General features: G+C 38.1%; 20 protein-coding genes. 17 read left to right on the top strand and 3 right to left on the bottom strand.

What is annotated here, in order from left to right:
• Nucleotides 1-180: 180 nt before the first annotated feature.
• Complete coding sequence (locus BMZ04_RS03045) at nucleotides 181-1446, bottom strand: TRAP transporter large permease (RefSeq protein WP_093265119.1); 1266 nt, start codon at nucleotides 1444-1446, stop codon at nucleotides 181-183.
• Nucleotides 1434-1931, bottom strand: coding sequence for a TRAP transporter small permease (locus BMZ04_RS03040; protein WP_093265116.1), 498 nt, complete (start codon nucleotides 1929-1931; stop codon nucleotides 1434-1436). The genes BMZ04_RS03045 and BMZ04_RS03040 overlap by 13 nt, the downstream gene beginning before the upstream one ends.
• Nucleotides 1932-2275: 344 nt before the next feature.
• Between BMZ04_RS03040 and BMZ04_RS03035 the strand changes: the two genes are divergently transcribed.
• From BMZ04_RS03035 to BMZ04_RS02955, 17 genes are all read left to right on the top strand, one after another.
• Entirely contained in the window at nucleotides 2276-3304 is a 1029-nt protein-coding gene (locus tag BMZ04_RS03035) for a DctP family TRAP transporter solute-binding subunit (RefSeq protein ID WP_093265114.1), read from the top strand.
• 44 nt (nucleotides 3305-3348) lie between these two features.
• Nucleotides 3349-4692, top strand: a complete 1344-nt coding sequence (locus BMZ04_RS03030) for an MmgE/PrpD family protein (protein WP_093265111.1) — start codon at nucleotides 3349-3351, stop codon at nucleotides 4690-4692.
• A gap of 21 nt (nucleotides 4693-4713) precedes the next feature.
• A complete protein-coding gene (gene pcaC, locus BMZ04_RS03025) occupies nucleotides 4714-5100 on the top strand; it encodes a 4-carboxymuconolactone decarboxylase (RefSeq protein ID WP_093265108.1) in 387 nt (128 codons plus the stop codon).
• 344 nt (nucleotides 5101-5444) lie between these two features.
• Nucleotides 5445-6797, top strand: a complete 1353-nt coding sequence (locus BMZ04_RS03020; RefSeq protein WP_093265105.1) for an MmgE/PrpD family protein — start codon at nucleotides 5445-5447, stop codon at nucleotides 6795-6797.
• A gap of 278 nt (nucleotides 6798-7075) precedes the next feature.
• A complete protein-coding gene (locus BMZ04_RS03015; protein ID WP_177184295.1) occupies nucleotides 7076-7570 on the top strand; it encodes a PaaI family thioesterase in 495 nt (164 codons plus the stop codon).
• A 25-nt stretch (nucleotides 7571-7595) separates the two neighbouring features.
• A complete protein-coding gene (locus BMZ04_RS03010; RefSeq protein WP_093265099.1) occupies nucleotides 7596-8441 on the top strand; it encodes a fumarate hydratase in 846 nt (281 codons plus the stop codon).
• Between the two features lie 12 nt (nucleotides 8442-8453).
• Nucleotides 8454-9002: a Fe-S-containing hydro-lyase gene (locus tag BMZ04_RS03005; protein WP_093265096.1), complete on the top strand. Its 549-nt coding sequence runs from the start codon at nucleotides 8454-8456 to the stop codon at nucleotides 9000-9002.
• 35 nt (nucleotides 9003-9037) lie between these two features.
• A complete protein-coding gene (locus BMZ04_RS03000; RefSeq protein WP_093265093.1) occupies nucleotides 9038-9946 on the top strand; it encodes an NAD(P)-dependent oxidoreductase in 909 nt (302 codons plus the stop codon).
• A 10-nt stretch (nucleotides 9947-9956) separates the two neighbouring features.
• Complete coding sequence (locus BMZ04_RS02995) at nucleotides 9957-10622, top strand: GntR family transcriptional regulator (protein ID WP_093265090.1); 666 nt, start codon at nucleotides 9957-9959, stop codon at nucleotides 10620-10622.
• A gap of 32 nt (nucleotides 10623-10654) precedes the next feature.
• Complete coding sequence (locus BMZ04_RS02990) at nucleotides 10655-11746, top strand: tartrate dehydrogenase (RefSeq protein WP_093265087.1); 1092 nt, start codon at nucleotides 10655-10657, stop codon at nucleotides 11744-11746.
• Between the two features lie 38 nt (nucleotides 11747-11784).
• On the top strand, nucleotides 11785-12660 hold the full coding sequence (locus tag BMZ04_RS02985; RefSeq protein WP_093265085.1) for an HpcH/HpaI aldolase/citrate lyase family protein: 876 nt from the start codon (nucleotides 11785-11787) through the stop codon (nucleotides 12658-12660).
• A gap of 40 nt (nucleotides 12661-12700) precedes the next feature.
• Nucleotides 12701-13867 carry a mandelate racemase/muconate lactonizing enzyme family protein gene (locus tag BMZ04_RS02980; protein ID WP_093265082.1) on the top strand — a complete coding sequence of 389 codons (1167 nt, stop codon included), beginning with the start codon at nucleotides 12701-12703 and terminating at the stop codon, nucleotides 13865-13867.
• A 20-nt stretch (nucleotides 13868-13887) separates the two neighbouring features.
• On the top strand, nucleotides 13888-14580 hold the full coding sequence (locus BMZ04_RS02975) for a class I SAM-dependent methyltransferase (protein WP_255367768.1): 693 nt from the start codon (nucleotides 13888-13890) through the stop codon (nucleotides 14578-14580).
• Between the two features lie 40 nt (nucleotides 14581-14620).
• Nucleotides 14621-16042 (top strand): SLC13 family permease, encoded by a 1422-nt coding sequence (locus BMZ04_RS02970; RefSeq protein ID WP_093265079.1) that lies wholly within the window; start codon nucleotides 14621-14623, stop codon nucleotides 16040-16042.
• A gap of 267 nt (nucleotides 16043-16309) precedes the next feature.
• Nucleotides 16310-17491: a CaiB/BaiF CoA transferase family protein gene (locus BMZ04_RS02965; RefSeq protein WP_093265076.1), complete on the top strand. Its 1182-nt coding sequence runs from the start codon at nucleotides 16310-16312 to the stop codon at nucleotides 17489-17491.
• 26 nt (nucleotides 17492-17517) lie between these two features.
• Nucleotides 17518-18219: a gamma-glutamyl-gamma-aminobutyrate hydrolase family protein gene (locus BMZ04_RS02960; protein WP_093265074.1), complete on the top strand. Its 702-nt coding sequence runs from the start codon at nucleotides 17518-17520 to the stop codon at nucleotides 18217-18219.
• Between the two features lie 861 nt (nucleotides 18220-19080).
• Nucleotides 19081-20076 (top strand): M23 family metallopeptidase, encoded by a 996-nt coding sequence (locus BMZ04_RS02955; RefSeq protein ID WP_255367767.1) that lies wholly within the window; start codon nucleotides 19081-19083, stop codon nucleotides 20074-20076.
• 32 nt (nucleotides 20077-20108) lie between these two features.
• On the opposite strand, the gene BMZ04_RS23100 is transcribed toward BMZ04_RS02955, so the two are convergent.
• Nucleotides 20109-20366 carry a DUF5658 family protein gene (locus BMZ04_RS23100; RefSeq protein ID WP_369802620.1) on the bottom strand — a complete coding sequence of 86 codons (258 nt, stop codon included), beginning with the start codon at nucleotides 20364-20366 and terminating at the stop codon, nucleotides 20109-20111.
• Nucleotides 20367-20439: the final 73 nt, after the last annotated feature.

Here is a 20439-nt window from a genome sequence, read left to right as displayed (position 1 = left end):
CCTTCTTAGACTGGCCTCTTCTTTACAAGGTTTGAAAACATCTATTCTACTTATGTCCAAAAAGATCTTAACCTTTTCCTGCTGTAGAATGAGGGAGACGGACAGACAAACGCAATAAGAGTCCCTAAAAAAGATAGACTGATCATGACGTCAGCCACAACCAGCCTATCTTAAAATCCCTCACCTTGTAAGAAATAATGATATTTCAGGGAAAATAATAATAATCACAAGTACAATCGCGAAGATGGCGAAAAATGGTACTACACCTCTGATTACACGATCGACTTTTTCCTCTGCGATGGCACTGACGACGAACAAATTGAGTCCGACAGGCGGTGTAATCATACCGAGTTCCATATTTACTACCATGATGATTGCAAAATGGATTACGTTTATATCCAAAGCTGTAATAATTGGCAATAATATTGGAAGCGTGATTAGTATTATTGCAGTTGGCTCTAAGAACATTCCAAGAATAAAGAATACAATACTAATGATAATCAAAAACGTCCATTTATTAAATCCACTATCACTCACCCAAGAAGCGAACTCTTGTGGAATTTGTTCTGTTGTTAAGAACATTCCTAGTATAAGCGCAGAAGCAATAATTAAGAAAATCATTGATGTAGTAGTAACAGATTCTGTTAGTATTTGCTTAAATTTAGCCCAATCTAATTCTCTGTAAATAAAAATGGATACAACTATAGAGTATAGACAAGCTAGAAATGATGCTTCTGTCGGTGTAACAACTCCACTATAAATTGCCCCTAATATAAGGACAGGCATTACTAGCCCCCATACCGCTTTTAAAGTTGGTCTCCAACGCTCATTTAAAGGTACTTTTTCCATTCCGCCATAGCCTTTTCGATGTGCCACGATTACTGCATACACCATTAAGGCAAGGCCGAGCAAAATTCCTGGTAAAATACCTGCTGAAAATAATTTCCCAGTAGATTCTTCTGAAACAGAACTATAAAGAATAAGCGGGATAGAAGGCGGAATTAAAATTCCAAGTGTTCCGGCTGCTGCTACTAATCCCATTGCGTAATTCTTATCATATCCAGCTTTCACCATCATTGGGATCATAATTGCTCCAATAGCGGCCGCTGTAGCGGGGCTCGATCCAGAAATCGCAGCAAAAACCATACATGCTAGAACAGCAACGACAGATAAGCCCCCCTTTGTATGACCTACCCAAGTTTTAATACATTCGATCAGATATTTGGAGATTCCACCCTTAGCCATTATTAATCCCGCGAACACAAAACCAGGGATGGCCATTAACGTAGTACTATTCACGCCGGTAAACATTTTTTGGATAACTGTGTTAAGCGAGAAGTCTACTAAAAATAGACCAGTAATACTGGAGACTACTAGGCTTATCGCGATAGGGACTCTTAAAAAAGCTAACACAAACAATAAAACAATGACGATTATTGCTGCCATTCTAAATCACTCCCGCCGGTAACGTCTTCTTTTTTAACGAAAAATCTATATGCTTTCTCACAGAAGCGAATAAATAACAATGCCCCCGCGATCGGCATGATTAAGTAATTAATCCAAATAGGAAAACCAAGATCAATCGTTTTAATAGCTTGTGCATGTGCTACTAAAACCATTTCTAAGCCTGTCCAAAAGATAAAAATACTAAAACCAATCCCAATAATAAAAGTAATAACTTGGCAGAAACTCTTCATCTTCGGACCCGATTTGTCGTAAAGAAATTCAATGGCAATATGTCTATCATCTTTTAAAGCTGTAGAGAAGCCTATGAAAATAGCCCATACAAGTAGCATCGTATAAACTTCTGTTGCCCAGCTTTGGGAAGCCCCAACTACATACCTCATGAAGACGGAGTAGAGGCTAATGGCAATACCTACAAGGAAAAAAAGTCCGGATAAAGCGCTTTCAATAAAGTTTAATATTCTCAATAAAATTCCTCCCTTATTAATCTTGTATTTAGGATACAGGATCACAAACCAATAATAATATAGGGTAATTCAAAAAACAATACCAAATTGCTGAATATACCAAATATTTTAATTTTTCTTTACATTGTTTTTTTATTGTGATAATTTGTTACTTGAGTTGTATCCAATAAACAAGATTCATAACATGTAAGACAACTCTTATTTAATCCTCACAAAAGTTTAAGAAGAAAGCGTGGTGTGCTGAAGTAAAATGAAATTGCTTTTATTAAAGTGAAAGCCCTTTCAACTAAAGATGCAAAACTAGAATTTATTATCTTTTTATTAAAAATTTAAGGGGGATTTTTGTGAAAAAGTTATCTATATTTCTATTATTTGTTCTATCCATATTCGTTTTAGGAGCTTGTCAAAGTGATGAAAAAGTAGCTGTGTCTGGTGCAAGTGGCGATGGAGTTCAGGAACTTACTATTAAATTTGCGCACGTTGTTGCGGAAAATACACCAAAGCATCAAGGTGCACTAGCTATGAAAGAATATATTGAAAAAGAATCAGACGGCAAGATTAAAGTAGAAATCTATCCGAATAGTTCACTGTTTGGAGATCAGGATGAATATCAAAACTTAGTAGCAAATAATATTCAATTTATCGCACCTGACTTAACAAAATTCGTTGGAAACAATCCACAATTCAACGTTCCTGCACTTCCATTTGCGTTCGCAAATGATGAAGAAGCAATTGCATTCTGGGATGGGGAAAAGGGACAAGAAGTTTTAAGTAGTCTTAAAGGCGATGGTGTTCTTGGGTTATCTATGTGGCCTAATGGTGGGAAACATTTAACAAATAATAAACATGCTATTAGTACACCAGCTGATTTGAAGGGCCTAAAATTCCGTACGCAAGGTGGTCAAGTATTAGAATCTATGTATACAGCACTTGGAGCAGGTTCTGAGTCTATTCCTTTTGGAGAATTATACACTGCACTTGATCAAGGGGTAGTAGATGGACAAGAAAACACATTTAGTAATATAGAATCAAAAAAATTCGATGAAGTACAAAAGTATATGACTGTTATGAACCATACACGCGTAGATTATGCTGTGTTTACGAATACGAAATTTTGGGACAGCATGAATGAAGCAACAAAAGCACTTGTAGAAGCAGGAATAGCAGCTGGTACTGAGGTGGCACGTGCTGAAGCAAAAAGTCTAAATGAACAAGCGCTTGTAAAGATTAAAGAAAGAGGCAATGTAGAAATTGTTGAATTAACACCAGAGCAAATTGAAGAATTTAAAAAAGTTTTAGAGCCTATTTATGCGGAATATGAGGATGAAATAGGTGCGGATATTATTGAAGCTGCAAGAAACGCAGGAGAATAAGTAAATCGACCCGAAAATAGGGCCAAGTAAAAGGATGGAGCAAAATGGTAACAAAAACTTTAGTGGATCATTGTTTATCGACTTCCTATGATCAAATTCCACAAGAAGTAATACTTCATGGGAAAAGAAGCTTGTTAAATTGGATGGGTGTAGCAGTTGGGGCTTCTACCCATCCTTCTATTGATATATTACTGGAGTTAACAAAAGAGTTAAAAACTGCGGAACAAGTTTCCATCTTTGGAAGGGAAGAAAAGGTTGATTTATTAATGGCGGCATTAATAAATGGAACATCATCCCATATTTTCGACTATGACGACACGCACTTAGATACGATTCATCATCCAAGTGGTCCAGTTGCTCCAGTAGTTTTTGCTTTAGGAGAGCATTTAGGTTTAAGTGGAAAAGAAATATTGCACGCATTTATATTAGGGTGCGAAGCGGAGTTAAGAATTGCTAATGCAGTTTACCCAAGTCACTATCAATTAGGATGGCATATTACGAGTTCAACAGGCGTTTTTGGTGCAGCTATTGCAGCGGGAATTCTCCTAAAATTGGATCAAGAACAATTACTATGGGCATTAGGAATTGCAGGGACGCAATCTTCTGGTTTAAGAGAAGTTTTCGGGACAATGACTAAACCATTCCATCCAGGAAAGGCTGCACAAAATGGATTACTAGCGGCATTACTGGCGAAAAAAGGATTTACAAGCTCTGAAAAGATTTTAGAAGCTAAACGAGGCTTTGCAAGTGTACTGGCACCAGAGCATGATTTAGAAAAAGTGAATGTCAACTGGGGTGAAGACTGGGAACTATTGAAAAATAGTTTTAAGCCATATGCTTGTGGGATTGTGTTACATCCTTCGATTGATGCATGCGTTTATTTACATGAACGAGTTTCACCCGAAGAACTTCAGTCCATCGAGCTAAAAGTTCATCCTTATGTACTTGAATTGACTGGAAAAGAAACACCAAAAACAGGATTAGAAGGAAAGTTTAGTGTATATTTCACAGCTGCCATTGCATTTTTAGATGGCGATGCTAGTGAAAAGCAATACACGGATGAAAAAGTGAAAGATGAAAAAATAATCGAAATGCAAAAGAAAATAAGTATAAAGATAGACGAAGCGATAAAAGAAGAAGAGGTTGAAGTGATAGCCATCTTAAAAGATGGATCCCAAATAACGCACAAAGTACAGCATGCAAAAGGTAGTATACAAAATCCAATGGTAGAAGGGGAGCTATTAACTAAATTTAATAGTCTCGTAGAAGAGAATTTAGGGAAATCTAGCTCAGATAGTATGGCAAAAATCCTTTTACATTTAGATGAGTATCCTTCTATTGATGAGTTGATCCTTATGAATCAAAAGAACAAAGTGTCATCCAAATAAAAAGAGTTAGGAGAATGATCCATGAACAAAGAAAAATTTGATATAGGCTTAGAAATAAGACGTAGCGTACTTGGAGCGGAGTATGTAGATAGTTCAATTCAAAATGCAACTGATTTTAATATGCCCATGCAAGAATTGGTAACAGAGTATTGTTGGGGAGAGATTTGGGCAAGACCTGGCTTACCAAAGAAAACAAGAAGTATGTTAAATCTTGCAATGATTACTGCTTTAAATAGACCGCATGAGTTAAAACTACATGTAAGAGGGGCTATTAACAATGGTCTAACGAAAGATGAAATTCAAGAAGTATTTTTACAGACAGCTATTTACTGTGGAGTGCCGGCAGCAATAGATAGTTTCAGAACAGCAAAAGAGGTTTTTGATGAAATGGATAAAGAAGAAAACTAAAAAAAATTTGAAGTTTTCTTTTGGATACAAAATACAAAGATTCTTCTAAATAGAGTCGGCCTTAACTGTTTTCTATACTAAATATAGGAAAAAAATTAAATAAAAGCGGATAATAGTTGATTGTAGTGAAAGGCGGCGACTCCAGCGGGAAAAGCGTGTCCAGGTGAGACCCCGCAGGAGCTTGCGACGAGGAGGCTCACGGACCGCCCGCGGAAAGCCTCCGCCTGTAACGGAAATCAACGGGTTCAAGATCGTTCAAATACCGTCTATTGCGGACTCTTTCAGTGCCTACTATCAATTAAAGCAAGGAACTTTCAATTTCTCAAGAAAAGGAGTGTTAATGAATGGACTTAAGTAGAGAGTTAGCCAAATATAGTCAAGAATTAACCTATGAAAAATTGCCTCCTGAAGTTGTTGAATTTACAAAGCTTTGTATATTGGATTACTTTGGATCAGCTATAGCTGGATCTAATAAAGTACCTATTCAAATGATCAGTGAATTAATGGATGAGATGGGTGGTTCGGAACAAGCCACTCTTTTTAGTGGTGGGAAATCATCTGTCTTAAATGCATCATTTGTAAATGGTGCAGCGAGTCATGTAGTAGAGCTAGATGACATTCATAAAGGGTCTATTATCCATGCGGCGACGGTTGTCATTCCTGCTGCTCTTGCTGTAGCCGAGTGGAAGAAGCTGTCTGGGGAAGAGTTAATAACGGCGATCGTTATTGGTTATGAGGTTTGCTTTAGAATTGGAGAAGCCGTTTCACCATCTCATTACTATTATTGGCATAATACTGCGACGTGCGGAACTTTTGGTGCAGCTATTGCTGCTGCCAAATTACTGCACTTAACGGAAGAAGAAATGGTTTTTGCATTAGGAAATGCAGGTACACAGGCAGCTGGACTATGGGAATTTATAGTAGATGGTGCGATGACCAAACAATTACACTCTGGAAAAGCAGCAATGAACGGTGTTATGGCTGCACTCTTAGCGCAGAAAGGGTTTACTGGTCCAACGAAAATTCTGGAAGGTGATCGAGGGTTTTTTAAAGCGATGAGTGAACGATATGATGCTTCCAAAATAACGGAAGGTTTAGGAAATGAATTTAAAATTCTAGAGAATTCCTTTAAAATTCATGCATCCTGTCGCCATACACATCATGCAATTGATTTATTAATCGAGGTTTTTAAGGAACGCAAACCTATCTTCGAGGAAATTGAGTCTATAACGGTTAAATCATATAAAGCAGCGATTGATATAACAGATAACAATGATCCAGCAACCGAGTATGCAGCTAAATTTAGTCTACAGTTTTGTTCAGCACTAGCCATTTTAACTGGAAGTGCAGGCTTAGCTGATTTTAATGAATCTAATTTGTGGGATAGCCAAATTCGTCAGCTATTGAAAAAAGTAAAGGTAAGTATTGATCCACAAATTAATGCTAATTATCCAGAACAATGGGGAGCTACTGTAGATGTTCTTTTAGCGAATGGAGAAACGATTCAAAAACAATCCGATTTTCCAAAAGGTGATCCAGAAAACGCTGTTACTGCAGATGAACTAATAGAAAAGTTTACGAATATGACCAACGATATTAACCATACGAGAAAACAGCAGATTATCAAGAACATTTTAGAGCTAGAGTTAATGGAGAATACGGAAAGTTTAATGGCTGAATCAATTTCAATTTCATAATAGGGAATAAGGGAAAAATATTGAAATTCTATAAACTATCCCAGTAAATTTCATAACTTCTTATTGTATCTGAAAATCGGAATATTCATAAGTGGTGTATATGAAATCATTCCTCCATATTAAGTTCTAATTACTTTGATTGGAGCGGAAGGCGGCGACTCCTGTGGGATTAGCTTGAGCTGAAGACCCCGCAGGAGCCAAGCCCACGGAAAGCGTCCGCCTGAAGCGGAAATCAACTTTGTTCAAACAGGGTGCTAGATAAAGAGGGAGAAATCATGATGGAATCTAATAAAAACGAACAACTCAATTATATACAAAACACACTAAAAAGCTTAAGTAGTAGCGAGCTAGATCAGGTATCCTATTTGCTGTCTCTTTATCAAGCTTCCTCTACTAATGAGCAAACGACCGAAATCCCTATGCATTTTTTAGGGAGATTTTTAGGAATTCAACAAAATGAAGATGGCACAACGGAAATGAAATTAGGAATCCAAAATGAGAATACATATGGAGTTGCACAAGGAGGTTCCATTTATACACTAGCTGACGTTGCCATTGGCTTTAAAATTTTAAAATCGCTACAAGAAGGAGAAAAAGTTTTCACATTAGAATTAAAGGTAAATTTCATTAAAAAGGGTCAAGGAGCTCGTTTGCTCGCAAATCCTACTATCCTTTATCAAGGAAAGAATACAGTAGTTTCGGAGTGTGATATTACAGATGAAAAAGGAAGTTTAATAGCAAAGGCACTTGGTACCTTTTATATTGTGCGTTAGAAAAAAGGAGAAAGTAGGATGGTATATGAAAATGATCCATTACGAACATATCGTTGAACAAGTTGCAGAGATGTGTAAGAAATCGAATTACAATTTGGGGGAAGATGTTTATTCTGCTTTTAAACTAGCGCTACAAACCGAACAATCAGAAATAGGAAAAGAAGTAATTACCCAATTAATAGAAAATGCAGATATTGCTAAAACCGAACAAGTACCAATGTGTCAAGATACTGGAACTGCCGTCTTTATCGTGGAAGTAGGTCAAGACTGTCATATTGTAGGAGGAAGCTTAGTACAAGCGATTAATGAAGGAGTCAAAAAGGGATATGGAGAAGGGTATTTGCGAAATTCGATCATTTACAATCCATTGAATCGCAAAAACACAGGAGATAATACACCAGCCATCGTCCATCTAGAATTAGTGGAGGGAGACAGTATAACGATTCATATGACTGCAAAAGGGGGAGGCGCAGAAAATATGAGTGAATTGAAAATGTTAAAGCCTTCAGACGGGATAGAAGGAGTGAAAAAATATATCTTATCAATCGTAAAAGAAGCTGGGCCAAATGCATGTCCTCCGCTAGTAGTAGGCGTTGGGATTGGTGGAAACTTTGAGCGCTGTGCTTACTTAGCGAAAAAATCATTGTTTCGACCTTTAGGTATTCGCCATGAAGATCCTGTTGTTGCCGAGCTAGAAAAGGAACTCATGACAGAGATCAATCGACTAGGTATTGGTCCACAAGGGATGGGAGGAAGTACTACCGCACTAGACGTGAAAGTGGAGGTTGAATCCTGTCATATAGCCGCATTACCAGTTGCTGTAAACCTTAACTGTCACGCCAGTCGTCATCAAACTATATCTTTAAATTAAGGAGAGCTAACTGTGCAGAAAAAAATAAACCTACCATTACAAGAAGCTGACCTTATTGCGTTAAAAGCAGGCGACCGGGTCCTATTATCTGGTGTAGTTTATACGGCTAGAGATGCGGCACATAAACGAATGATTGAACAAGAAAAAGAAGGAATTCCTTTCCCAATCGATCTGTCCAATCAAGTTATTTATTATGTCGGTCCAACACCAGCAAAGCCAGGAAAAGTTATCGGCTCTGCTGGACCAACGACTAGTGGCAGAATGGATCTATATACTCCGAGATTACTGGAAGTAGGATTAAAGGGAATGATCGGGAAAGGGTATCGAAGCGAAGAAGTGAAGAAAGCGATGATAAAACATAAGGCAGTCTATTTTGGTGCAGTTGGTGGAGCCGCCGCATTAATTGCTCGTTCGATTAAAAGCTCTGAAATAGTTGCGTATGAGGATTTAGGGACAGAAGCAATTAGGAAGTTAACGATTGAGGATTTTCCGGTGTTTGTCATTAATGATGTACACGGCGGGGATATTTACAAGGAGGGCGTAGCTTTATATAAGTCATAAACGAAATATAGATCATAAAAGAAGGGATTGAAAATATGAGAGTAGGGATTATTGGTTTAGGAAATATGGGGGGCAGGATTGCTAGGAGACTAGTAAATCAAGGTGTGGAAGTGGGCGTTTTTGATGTAAATAAAAAGTTCGTCCAAGCTTTAGTCGGTTTAGGGGCAACGGAAGCAGAAAGTCCAGCTCAATTGGCGTCGAAGTTTCCATATGTTATTACTGTCCTCCCAAATGTAGCAATCGTCAAAGAAATATTAACAGGACAAGAAGGTTTGATGAAGGGACTGCGCCCGAACAGTCTATTAATAGATATGACCACTTCCATCCCTTCTGTAACGAAGGAACTAAATGCCATGTTAATAGCTAAAGGATTGAGGATGATTGATGCTCCTGTAAGTGGAGGGGTGAAGAAGGCAGAAGAAGGAACTTTGTCCATAATGGTTGGCGGAGAAGTTGCCGATTTTGAAGAAGTTAGACCGCTCCTAAGTTATATTGGACAGAATATTATTCACGTTGGTGACATTGGCGCGGGCCATACGATGAAAGCATTAAACAATATGATTTCCGCAACGACTTTAGCAGCAACAGGAGAAGCAATGGCTCTTGGGGTAAAACTAGGACTAGATCCATCCAAAATGTTGGACGTCATTAATTCGAGTACGGCAAAAAGCTTTTCCAGTGATTTTAAATTTCCGACCCAAGTATTAACTAGAAATTTCGAGATAGGATTTACGCTTGATTTAATGGTGAAAGATTTGAAAATTGCCATGAATATGGCGGAAGAAGAAAAAGTTCCTATGTTTATTTCGAGTGCTTCCTTTCAGTTATGGAAACAAGCGTGGTCTGATGGAAAAGGAAATCAAGACCATACTGCCATCGTAAAGCATATTGAAGAAATGTTCGATGTGGAAATAAGGGAAAAGAGTATATCTGCAACTAGTTAGGGAGTGTACAATGGAAAAATTCAAATTAACGGAACAGGATAGAGCCACTTTACAATCCAAGGTAACGACCAAATTAAGAGATTTAATACTAAAAGGTGAATTTAAAATGGGCGATCGGCTCACACAAGAAGAATGGGCCCAAAAACTAGGAGTCAGCAGAATGCCTCTTCGTGAAGCGTTAAGACAACTAGAAGTAGAAGGTTTAGTACGTATGGAACCACGAAAAGGTGCGATTGTTACACCTATCTCCATCGAAGACATTGAAGAAATCTACCGCCTTAGACAGATGTTAGAAGGGGAAGTAGCTGTTCAATCTCTTCCGTTTTTAGAGGAAGAAGATATAAAGGAATTAGAATACTTATACGAAAAAATGTTGAACTTAAAAGATAGTGAAAGTGACATGGAATTATATATGAAACTAAATAAAGAATTCCATCAAATTATTATAGAGGCTTCTCCAGGAAGAAGAATCAAAGGGTTTATCCATACATTATGGCAGGGAGTTCCGCAATATACACCTAGTTTACTTGCAAATCACCTTTCGGATTCTCACGAGGAACATCGGTTGATGGTGAAATATATTAAAGAAAAAAATGCGATCAAATTAAGAGAAGTAATGGAAAAGCATATTAATCGAACAAAAGAAAATCTAATAAGAATGATTAATAAAAACTGAAGTATACAAACAAAATGGAGAGGAGATTTACGATGAAAAAAATAGAGTTATCAGTCATTCCTGGAGATGGAATTGGGAAAGAAGTTGTACCAGAAGCATTACGTGTATTAGACACAGTTGCAAATATTCACGGAGGATTAAAATTCAATTATACACATTATCCATGGAGCTCTCAGTATTATGTCGAACACGGGAAAATGATGCCAGACAATGCTTTAGATTTACTAAGTCAAAGTGATGCAATCTTTTTAGGAGCGATTGGGGACCCAGCTCTAGTAAAAGATCATATTTCATTAGGAGGACTATTATTAAAAATTCGTAGAGAATTTGAACAGGTGATTAATGTAAGACCTGCAAAACTATTAAAAGGAATGGTGTCGCCTTTATCCAATCCACAAGACTTCGACATGATCATTGTCAGAGAGAATAGCGAGGGTGAATATAGTTCTAGCGGTGGAAGAGTCCATAATGGCATAGACGAGATCGTAGTGCAAAATGCTGTTTTCACAAAAAAAGGCGTTTCTCGCGTAATGGAATATGCATTTGAACTAGCTAGAAAAAGAAGTGGATACTTAACTAGCGCTACAAAATCGAATGGAATTGTCCACTCGATGCCATTCTGGGATGAAGTGTTATCCGAGATATCTCAAAAATTCTCGGATGTTCGTGTACAAAACATCCACATTGATGCATTATCTGCTTTTTTCATTACGAAGCCACAGACGATGGATGTAGTAGTAGCTAGTAATCTTTTTGGAGATATCTTAAGCGATATAGGCGGAGCGATTATGGGCAGTATTGGAATTGCTCCTGCTGCTAATATAAATCTAAATGGCAAATATCCTTCCATGTTTGAACCGGTCCACGGCTCGGCTCCTGATATTTATGGTAAAGGTATTGCCAATCCAATTGGACAAATTTGGACGGCGAAAATGATGTTGGATCATCTAGGGGAGACAGAGATGGGAGCACTTGTATTAGAAGCGATTGAAGATACATTGCATGCTGGCATTAAAACTCCAGATATTGGTGGTAATTCTAATATTACAGAAGTAACCGATGCCATTATTGCCAACATAAAAGAGAAAGCAAAAAGTGGCGTTCTTAATAGTGTAACGAATTAATGTATCCAATAACCAATCATATAAATGAGGGAAAAGTAATGAGTCTAGCACGATCCTACTTATTTGTACCTGGTACTAACAAGGACATGATTAAAAAGGCAATTGCATCTAATGCAGACAGTATCATCATCGATTTAGAAGATGCAGTCGCATTAGCTGAAAAAGAAAAGGCAAGAGAAACGGTTAAAGAATCATTAATAAGGTTTAGCAAAGAAAAAGAGATTTTTGTAAGGATTAACGATTGTGAGACACCTTTTTGGGAAGAAGATTTAATCTGTGCGGTAACAAATGGAGCAGCAGGCATAGTCGTTCCTAAATCGGAAAGTGGGCAGCATATTAGATTTGTTTGCCAGAAAATTCGAGAAGTTGCCACTAATCTCTCATCTACCTTCCAAGTAATACCTTTAATAGAAACAGCAAAAGGAGTCCAATTTGCGTACGCTATTGCAGCAGAAGATGAGATGATTTCCAAACTGGCTTTTGGTTCGATCGATTTTTCGTTAGACATAGGATGCGAGCTTTCAGCAAATGGGATGGAATTATTATTTGCTCGATCTCAAATTGTCATAGCTTCAAAAGCAGCTGGCATTGGAGCGCCAATTGATACTGTTTATGCAGACTTCAATAATGCAGCAGGCTTCGAAAATGAAGCGAAAATTGCTAAACAACTTGGTTTTAAAGGAAAGCTAATCATTCATCCGAAGCAAATACAAATAACGCATCAACTATTTTCACCGTCAGAAGAAGAGATATACAATGCAAGAGCTATTGTAAAGGCATTTGAAGAGGCAGAAGAAAGCGGAGTGGCATCAATAGCTGTAGATAATCAAATGGTAGATTACCCTGTTTACAAAAAGGCCAAGCACCTATTATTTTATTCTAACTATCCAGAAGAGTCCTCGATATTGAAATAGTACGCAGTAAATCTTAGAAATTCTAAAGGGGATGAGTAAGTTGAAAATAACAAAAGTAGAAGTTAAGACAGTTCCAATTAGTAGCCCAATAAGAAATGCATATATTGATTTTAGTAAAATGACCGCATCTGCAATAGCGATTACAACAGACGTGATGAAAGATGGGAAACCGGTTGTTGGTTATGGATTTAACTCAAATGGGCGTTATGCACCGACGGCATTACTGAACGAACGATTTATTCCTAGATTACTAGAAGCTGATCCAAAAGATATTATCACCGATGATGGGTCTAATTTTGATCCACATAAAATACATGCCATTATTATGGCCAATGAAAAACCAGGTGGTCATGGCGAACGCACGGTTGCTGTTGGTGTGATCGATATGGCTATTTGGGATGCAGTAGCCAAAATAGAAGGAAAAGCCTTATACCAATTACTTGCTGAAAGATATGGAAATGGCGAAGTAGATGAGCAAGTATACATTTACGCTGCAGGTGGCTACTATTTCCCGGATAAAGGGTTAAAGGAACTACAAGACGAGATGAAGGGTTATTTAGCATTAGGCTATAAAGATGTGAAAATGAAAGTTGGCGGCGCTTCTTTAAAGGAGGATTTAAACCGTATTGAAGCTGTGCTTGCTATTTTACCGCAAGGAAGCGGATTAATGGTAGATGCAAATGGCCGCTTCGACTTGGATTACGCAATTGAATTTGGAGAAAAGATCAAAGACTATGAACTTATTTGGTATGAAGAAGCTGGTGATCCACTTGATTATCATTTGCAAGCGGAGCTTTCTAAACGTTATCCACATGCAATTGCAACAGGGGAAAATATATTCTCCCTACAAGATGCAACGAATCTAATCCGTTATGCTGGGATGAATCCAGAAAAAGACTTTCTTCAATTTGATTGTGCGCTTAGCTATGGGTTAGTGGAATATTTACGAATTCTCGATATGTTGAAAGATCACGGTTGGTCTTCCAGACGTTGTATTCCGCATGGTGGACATCAAATGTCCTTAAACATTGCAGCTGGATTAGCACTTCATGGAAATGAATCCTATCCAGGTGTATTCGAGCCATTTGGAGGATTTGCGGATAATTATGCAGTAGAAGACGGTTATGTCAAATTACCAAATGCTCCAGGTATCGGTTTTGAAGAAAAATCAGATTTACACAATCTACTATTAAGCATTGGAAAGTAGAAGGATAGGAGGTTGGATAGATGGCTAAAAAGATGGAATTCGATAGTGAAATTGCGGCTGAATATGACAAGGGAGTAAGACGGACACTTCCCACTTATGACCCGATGCTCCGGCTTGCGCAGACATTTCTGCGCGCCAATCTAAAAGACATTGCTTCTCTCCTTATACTTGGCGGTGGTGGAGGAAATGAACTAAAAGCATTCGGACCTACGAATCCTGAATGGAAATTTACGGCTGTTGATCCATCAAAGGCTATGCTTGAAGTTGCCAAGAGGAAAGCAGAACTAATGGAAATGGACAACCGGGTAGAACTGATCAATGGAACCATAGAAGACGTTCCGATTGGAAATTCGTTTGATGCAGCGACTTGCATTCTCGTTCTTCATTTTATACCAGAAGTAGATGACAAGCTTGCACTCTTAAAAAAAGTAAGAGCCCATCTCAAACCGGGTGCTCCGTTTGTGCTCGTTAGTAAATTCGGAGATCCGGCAAGTTCAGAATTTAGAGAACTCGTAACACTCTGGAAAGACTATTGGCTCGATACGACAAAACTATCAGAGTCGCAAGTCGAGGAATTGATGAAGGATACGTTAACTGGTTTGTCTATATCCGAGGAAAAACTGAGGAAGCTACTAGTAGAAGCTGGGTTCCACAGAATTGCAAACTTTTTTAGAACGAATCATTTTGGCGGTTGGATTTGTCATGCTTTATAAAAGGTGAAATTAGGTTAGATAAAGGGAATGATATGGTGGCATGAAGATATCTACACATAAAGATTTTAAAACGTATGCATATATTTCTTTAGCTATTGCCGGATTCCTATTAATATTTTTCTTGTTACCCGATACATTTTCTTACCACGCCAAACTGATGACTAGTATTATCACGTTTGGGATCATTTTATGGTCATTGGAGCCCATTCCAATAGGACTTACTGGATTGATCATTTTATTGCTCATGCTTATTTTTAACATTGCAGATTCGTCCGTTATTTTCAGTGGATTTGCTTCACCAGCTACTTATTTAATCGTTGCTGGTATGATGCTTGCAACCGCTGTTAACGAAACTTCTCTGATTAAGCGAATGACCTACGAAATTTTGAGAAGATGGGGTAGTAGTGCGAAAGGATTATTAGGCAGTATTATTATTATCCAACAAATTCAATCTTTCTTTATTCCATCAACTGCTGTCCGTACTGCTTTAGTAGTACCGGTTTCCACTATGATTATCTCGACGGTCGAGGCGAAACCCGGAAGTAACTTCAGAAAAATGATTATGCTAGGCGTTGCATACGGTGGGGTCATAAGTGGATCGGCAGTGATGACCGCTGCAATTGGAAATATATTAACTGTGGAGATTCTTAATCGTTTTGCTGGGGTCAATATCACGTATTTCCAATGGTTTTTTTATACGTTTCCATTATGGTTAATATTAATACCTGCTATATGGATTCTCTTATTGAGAGTATTCCCATTGCCTAAAGAGCAACAATACTTTCCAAAGATTGAAGAACAGATGCAAATTAAATTAGAAGAACTAGGTCCAGTGAATAAACAAGAAATAATTTGTATGATCATTCTGTTTTTTATCGTTGTGCTTTGGTTAACTGAACCAGTTCATGGAATGCATCCAAGCATTCCAGCTTTAATCGGAGTTGTATTGATGACATTACCGAAAATAGGAATTGCAGATTGGGAATCAGTTATTAAAATCAATTACAATACCATTTTATTATTAAGTGTGACTTTGTCGATGGGATATACATTTGTAGATTCTGGCGCCGCGGATACAATAAGTGATTATTTAAGTGTACCTTGGTTTATGGAGCTTATTCAAAATCCATTATTAGCTGTATTCATTGTCATTTTGATGGCTCAACTATTTCATAAAATGATATCGAACGTATCAACTGCAGTGGTCGTATTGGTTCCAATCATCATAAGTGTTGCACAGAATGCGGGCATTGATCCTTTAGCTATAGGTTTTGCTACTGGATTAACATGTGTTTTTGGATTTATGTTTGTTGTGGAATCCATGTCCAATTTACTTGTTCATAGTACTGGCATGATTGAACAGAAAGATTTCTTAAAGCCTGGATTTTATGCAACAATTATCACAATAATTGCGACAATAGTTATTGCATCTACGTGGTGGAGATGGATTGGATTACTTTAACTTGATTCAGCAAAAAAACTGCTGAGTAGAGGAACTCTGGCTAAGATCGCCGCGTCGTGCGGCAACGCCTGAGTGACCAACATCCTGTTGGCCCAAGCCGCCGGCGGATGTCACAGATTTTGAAGGGAGTTTGAAAATGATGTTAGCCTAAAATCGTCGCATCCACGCGACAACGGCTAACTGACCTGCATCAGCAGGCCTAAGCGCAATTAAAAATATGGACGCAATTACGCCGAGGCGTAATTGATTAAGATAGGAGGAAATCGTATGTTACCTTTACAGGGGATAACAATTGTATCGTTAGAGCAGGCTGTGGCAGCACCTTTTGCTACAAGGCAGCTTGCAGATTTAGGGGCACGTGTTATTAAAGTAGAAAGACCAGAAACTGGGGACTTCGCTCGAAATTATGATAAAACAGTCAAAGGAATGGCAAGTCATTTTGTCTGGATTAATCGTTCCAAAGAGTCTATTACGCTCGATTTAAAACAAGAGGAAGCAAAAGAGGTTTTAGATAAACTTTTGTCAACTGCAGATGTGTTTATACAAAATTTAGCTCCTGGTGCTGTTGATCGACTTGGGTTCAGTGCGGCGGAGTTAAAAGAAAAGTATCCACATTTAATCATTTGTGGAATATCAGGGTATGGTACGTCTGGTCCTTATATGGATAAAAAAGCCTATGATTTACTGATCCAGTGTGAAGCTGGTTTAGTTTCTGTTACTGGCACAGAAGACACACCATCTAAATCAGGTATTTCTATTGCAGATATTGCTGCAGGTATGTATGCATACACGGGAATTTTAACTGCCATTATTGCTCGAAGTAAAACTGGTAAAGGTTCCATTTTAGAAGTTTCTATGCTAGAGGCACTAGCAGAATGGATGGGGTATCCTCTGTATTATGCTGGTTATGGTGAAATAGAACCGAAAAGAACTGGTGCTAGTCATGCTACTATTTATCCATACGGACCTTTTGTGGCCGGTGATCAAAAGCAGGTTTTCTTGGGCATTCAAAATGAACGTGAATGGGTTCGTTTTTGTGAAAATGTACTGAAAGATAGCAAGCTCGCGCTGGACGCTCGTTTTAGTAATAATTCTAATCGAGTATCCAACAAAGATATGTTGAAATCTATTATTGAAGATGCTTTTGAGAAGATGGATTCCACTCAAATTATTGAACAACTAGAGAAAGCAAAAATAGCAAATGCACGACTTAATACAGTAAGTGAATTAATGGACCACCCGCAACTCCAAGCCCGTAATCGATGGAGAGAAGTGGAGTCTCCCGTTGGTAATATAAAGGCGTTGCTTCCACCTGCAACATTTGATGAGATAGACACTGTCATGAATCCAATTCCTGCTGTTGGGGAACATACGGAAGCTATTCTAAAAGAGTTGGGCTTTGACTATGATGTAATGGGTAAATGTACTAAAACCAGTGTTTCCGTATAAAATAAGTCGTTTTTAGGAGGATTTGTTTGAATCCAGTTATTGGAGTTTCATCGGATTTAAAAGGTGAGGTTATTTCCGTTTCTACTGCTAATATTGTTTCAATCGCTCGTTTTGGTGGGATTCCTATTGTGCTGCCAAATCTGCAGGATAATGGAGTGGACACTATTGCTGAGATGCTAGACGGGCTCCTTTTAACTGGCGGAGGGGATATTGATCCGACCTTGTTTGGAGAGGAGCCACATCCACGTTTGGGAAGTATTGTCCCAGAGCGAGATGCGTTTGAAATACAGCTAGTTCAAAAAATGTTGGAAAAGAATAAGCCGATATTAGGAATTTGTAGAGGAGCACAAATTTTAAGTATTGCTGCTGGTGGAGATATGTATCAGGATATTTACGCACAATCGTCAGCGCAACTTTTGCAACACGATCAACAAGCACCAAATTGGCATGCTTCTCACTTTGTTCATGTGACGAAAGGATCCATTTTAAGTAATATCGCTGGGGTAGAGAAGTTTAAAGTGAATAGTTTTCATCATCAAGCCGTGCGCAATATTCCAAATGGATACGTGTTGAGTGGAATTGCAAGTGACGGAATTATTGAAGCCTTTGAAAGTGAAGATCATCCGTTTGTTATGGGAATTCAATGGCACCCGGAAAGTTTATTGTTAAAAGATGATTCGGTTTCTGCTGCCATTTTTAAACGATTTGTAGACGCTTGTTCAAAGTAAATTTATGTGAAAGATAAGAGAAACGACTGTTTATGAGCAGTCGTTTTTTATTATGGTCATATTTAAATTAAAGAGAATAATTCCTATGAATTATGTCGCGCCCGAGACCAGTTTTGTCGTGTTCGCGATTGATTTTGTCGCGTTCACATGTAATTCTGTCGCTTTCACAGCTAATTTAGTCTTGCTTAACCACATTCTAACTAATAAAAGAAAATAATTCCAAATCCTATTTACCAAATCCGCTATGCAGATAGCTTATTTGATTATGTCGCTCTCGAGACCAGTTTTGTCGTGTTCGCGATTGGTTTTGTCGCGTTCACATGTAATTTTGTCGCTTTCACAGCTAATTTAGTCTCGCTTAGCCATATTCTAACTGATAAAAGAAAATAATTCCAAATCCTATTTACCAAATTCGCCTTGCAGATTGCTTATGTGATTATGTCGCGCTCGAGACCAGTTTTGTCGTGTTCGCGATTGGTTTTGTCGCGTTCACATGTAATTCTGTCGCTTTCACAGCTAATTTAGTCTCGCTTAGCCACATTCTAACTAATAAAAGAAAATAATTCCAGATTCTATTTACCAAATCTGCTAGGCAGATAGCTTATGTGATTATATCGCGCTCGAGACCAGTTTTGTCGTGTTCGCGATTGGTTTTGTCGCGTTCACATTTAATTTAGTCTCGCTTAGCCAAATTCTAACTAATAAAAGAAAAAACTCCAATGCCAACTATTCCAATATCGGATGGAGAGCTCTTAATTTGCTTAATGTAACCGATTATTTGTTAGAAATACACTTATTATTTTTTCATGAAATGATGCCAAAAGGGCAAGCTACACTGTATAGAAAAAGGAGGTATTTTGTTTGATTAGCTGGATTAGACTGACGTTTTCTACATGTGTTTTGGTCTTTCTTCTTTCCACGGCTGTTTTTGCTGCTGAAGAACCATCGAGGGAGCAAATTTTAGAAAAGCGTATGGAATACTATATAAAATACTCAAGTGACGTTTTGCCTTGGTATTATTTAGCTGCTATCGATCAGTTTGAACGGAATATCCAGGAAGTTAGAAATGATATTCCGAAGAGAGATGGCGTTGTTGCTATCCAATTTTCCGATGATTTTTGGACAGGTTTACTGAATCCTTTGCTAGACGATACAAACTTAACTTCGATTGCTTTTTTTAATGGCCGTGGATTAGATGGCAGTCAAGACGGCAAGGCAGAACGGGAAAATGATGACGATGTAATGGTCACTTTAACCGAATACTTAATGCAGTTTGGAGTTGCGGAAAAAGGTTTTGAAAAAGCGCTGAAGGAATATTATCAACGCGACGAAACCGTCAAACAAATAATGACGAATGCAGAAATTTACAAGGAGTTTGAATCGTTAAATTTAGATGCGCGTGCCTTTCCGCTTGCTATCAATCATAATTACAGTTACCGCAGTACGTGGGGGGCCAAAAGAGGCTGGGGCGGCAGACGAATGCATGAAGGTACTGATTTATTTGCTTCATATAGTGTTCCAGTGAAATCCACTACTTTTGGTAAAGTGGAAGTGATGGGCTGGAATGACTATGGTGGTTGGCGCATTGGTATTCGAGATGTAAATAACACGTATCATTATTATGCCCACTTATCGGGATATACGAAAGATTTAAAAGAAGGAGACATACTCGAGCCTGGAACAATAATTGGTTACGTAGGAAGCTCCGGTTATGGAAAAGAAGGGACATCCGGAAAATTTGCTCCCCACTTACATTACGGCATGTACAAATACAATGGTCGAGTTGAATGGGCATACGATCCTTTTCCTTCATTAAAGCGATGGGAACAAGAGGAACGAAGTAAGAAAAATAAGTAAAACTAATCCAGCAGCTCTCGGGTTGCTGGATTTTAACCAATTAATAAAGACATCCAAAAAAGGTGTTGCAAAAGGACAAAAGAATAAAGCAGAAGTGCTCCCCCAATTAATATTTGCAAATATCTTCTTGGTTGAAATTTCGTTATGATATACATAAAAAGCAGTGGAAGGATAATTTTAATAGAATAAAAAGTTGCGATATTGTTTTCATATATGAAGCGCATGAATGGATTTGCCTCGGTAATATGACCGTTTCGAATGCCAAAATCAGTGAATATGGAATCAAAGATGGCGAGTATTAATAGTAAAATTGCTAACGTGAATGGGTTAACACGTGAAGGAAAGGATAGCTTCCAATTCAGA

Origin of the sequence: Psychrobacillus sp. OK032, from assembly GCF_900111345.1 — a bacterium.
Lineage (GTDB): Bacteria > Bacillota > Bacilli > Bacillales_A > Planococcaceae > Psychrobacillus.
Note: the sequence above shows the minus strand (reverse complement) of the source record. Positions and strands in the feature narration are given on the sequence as shown.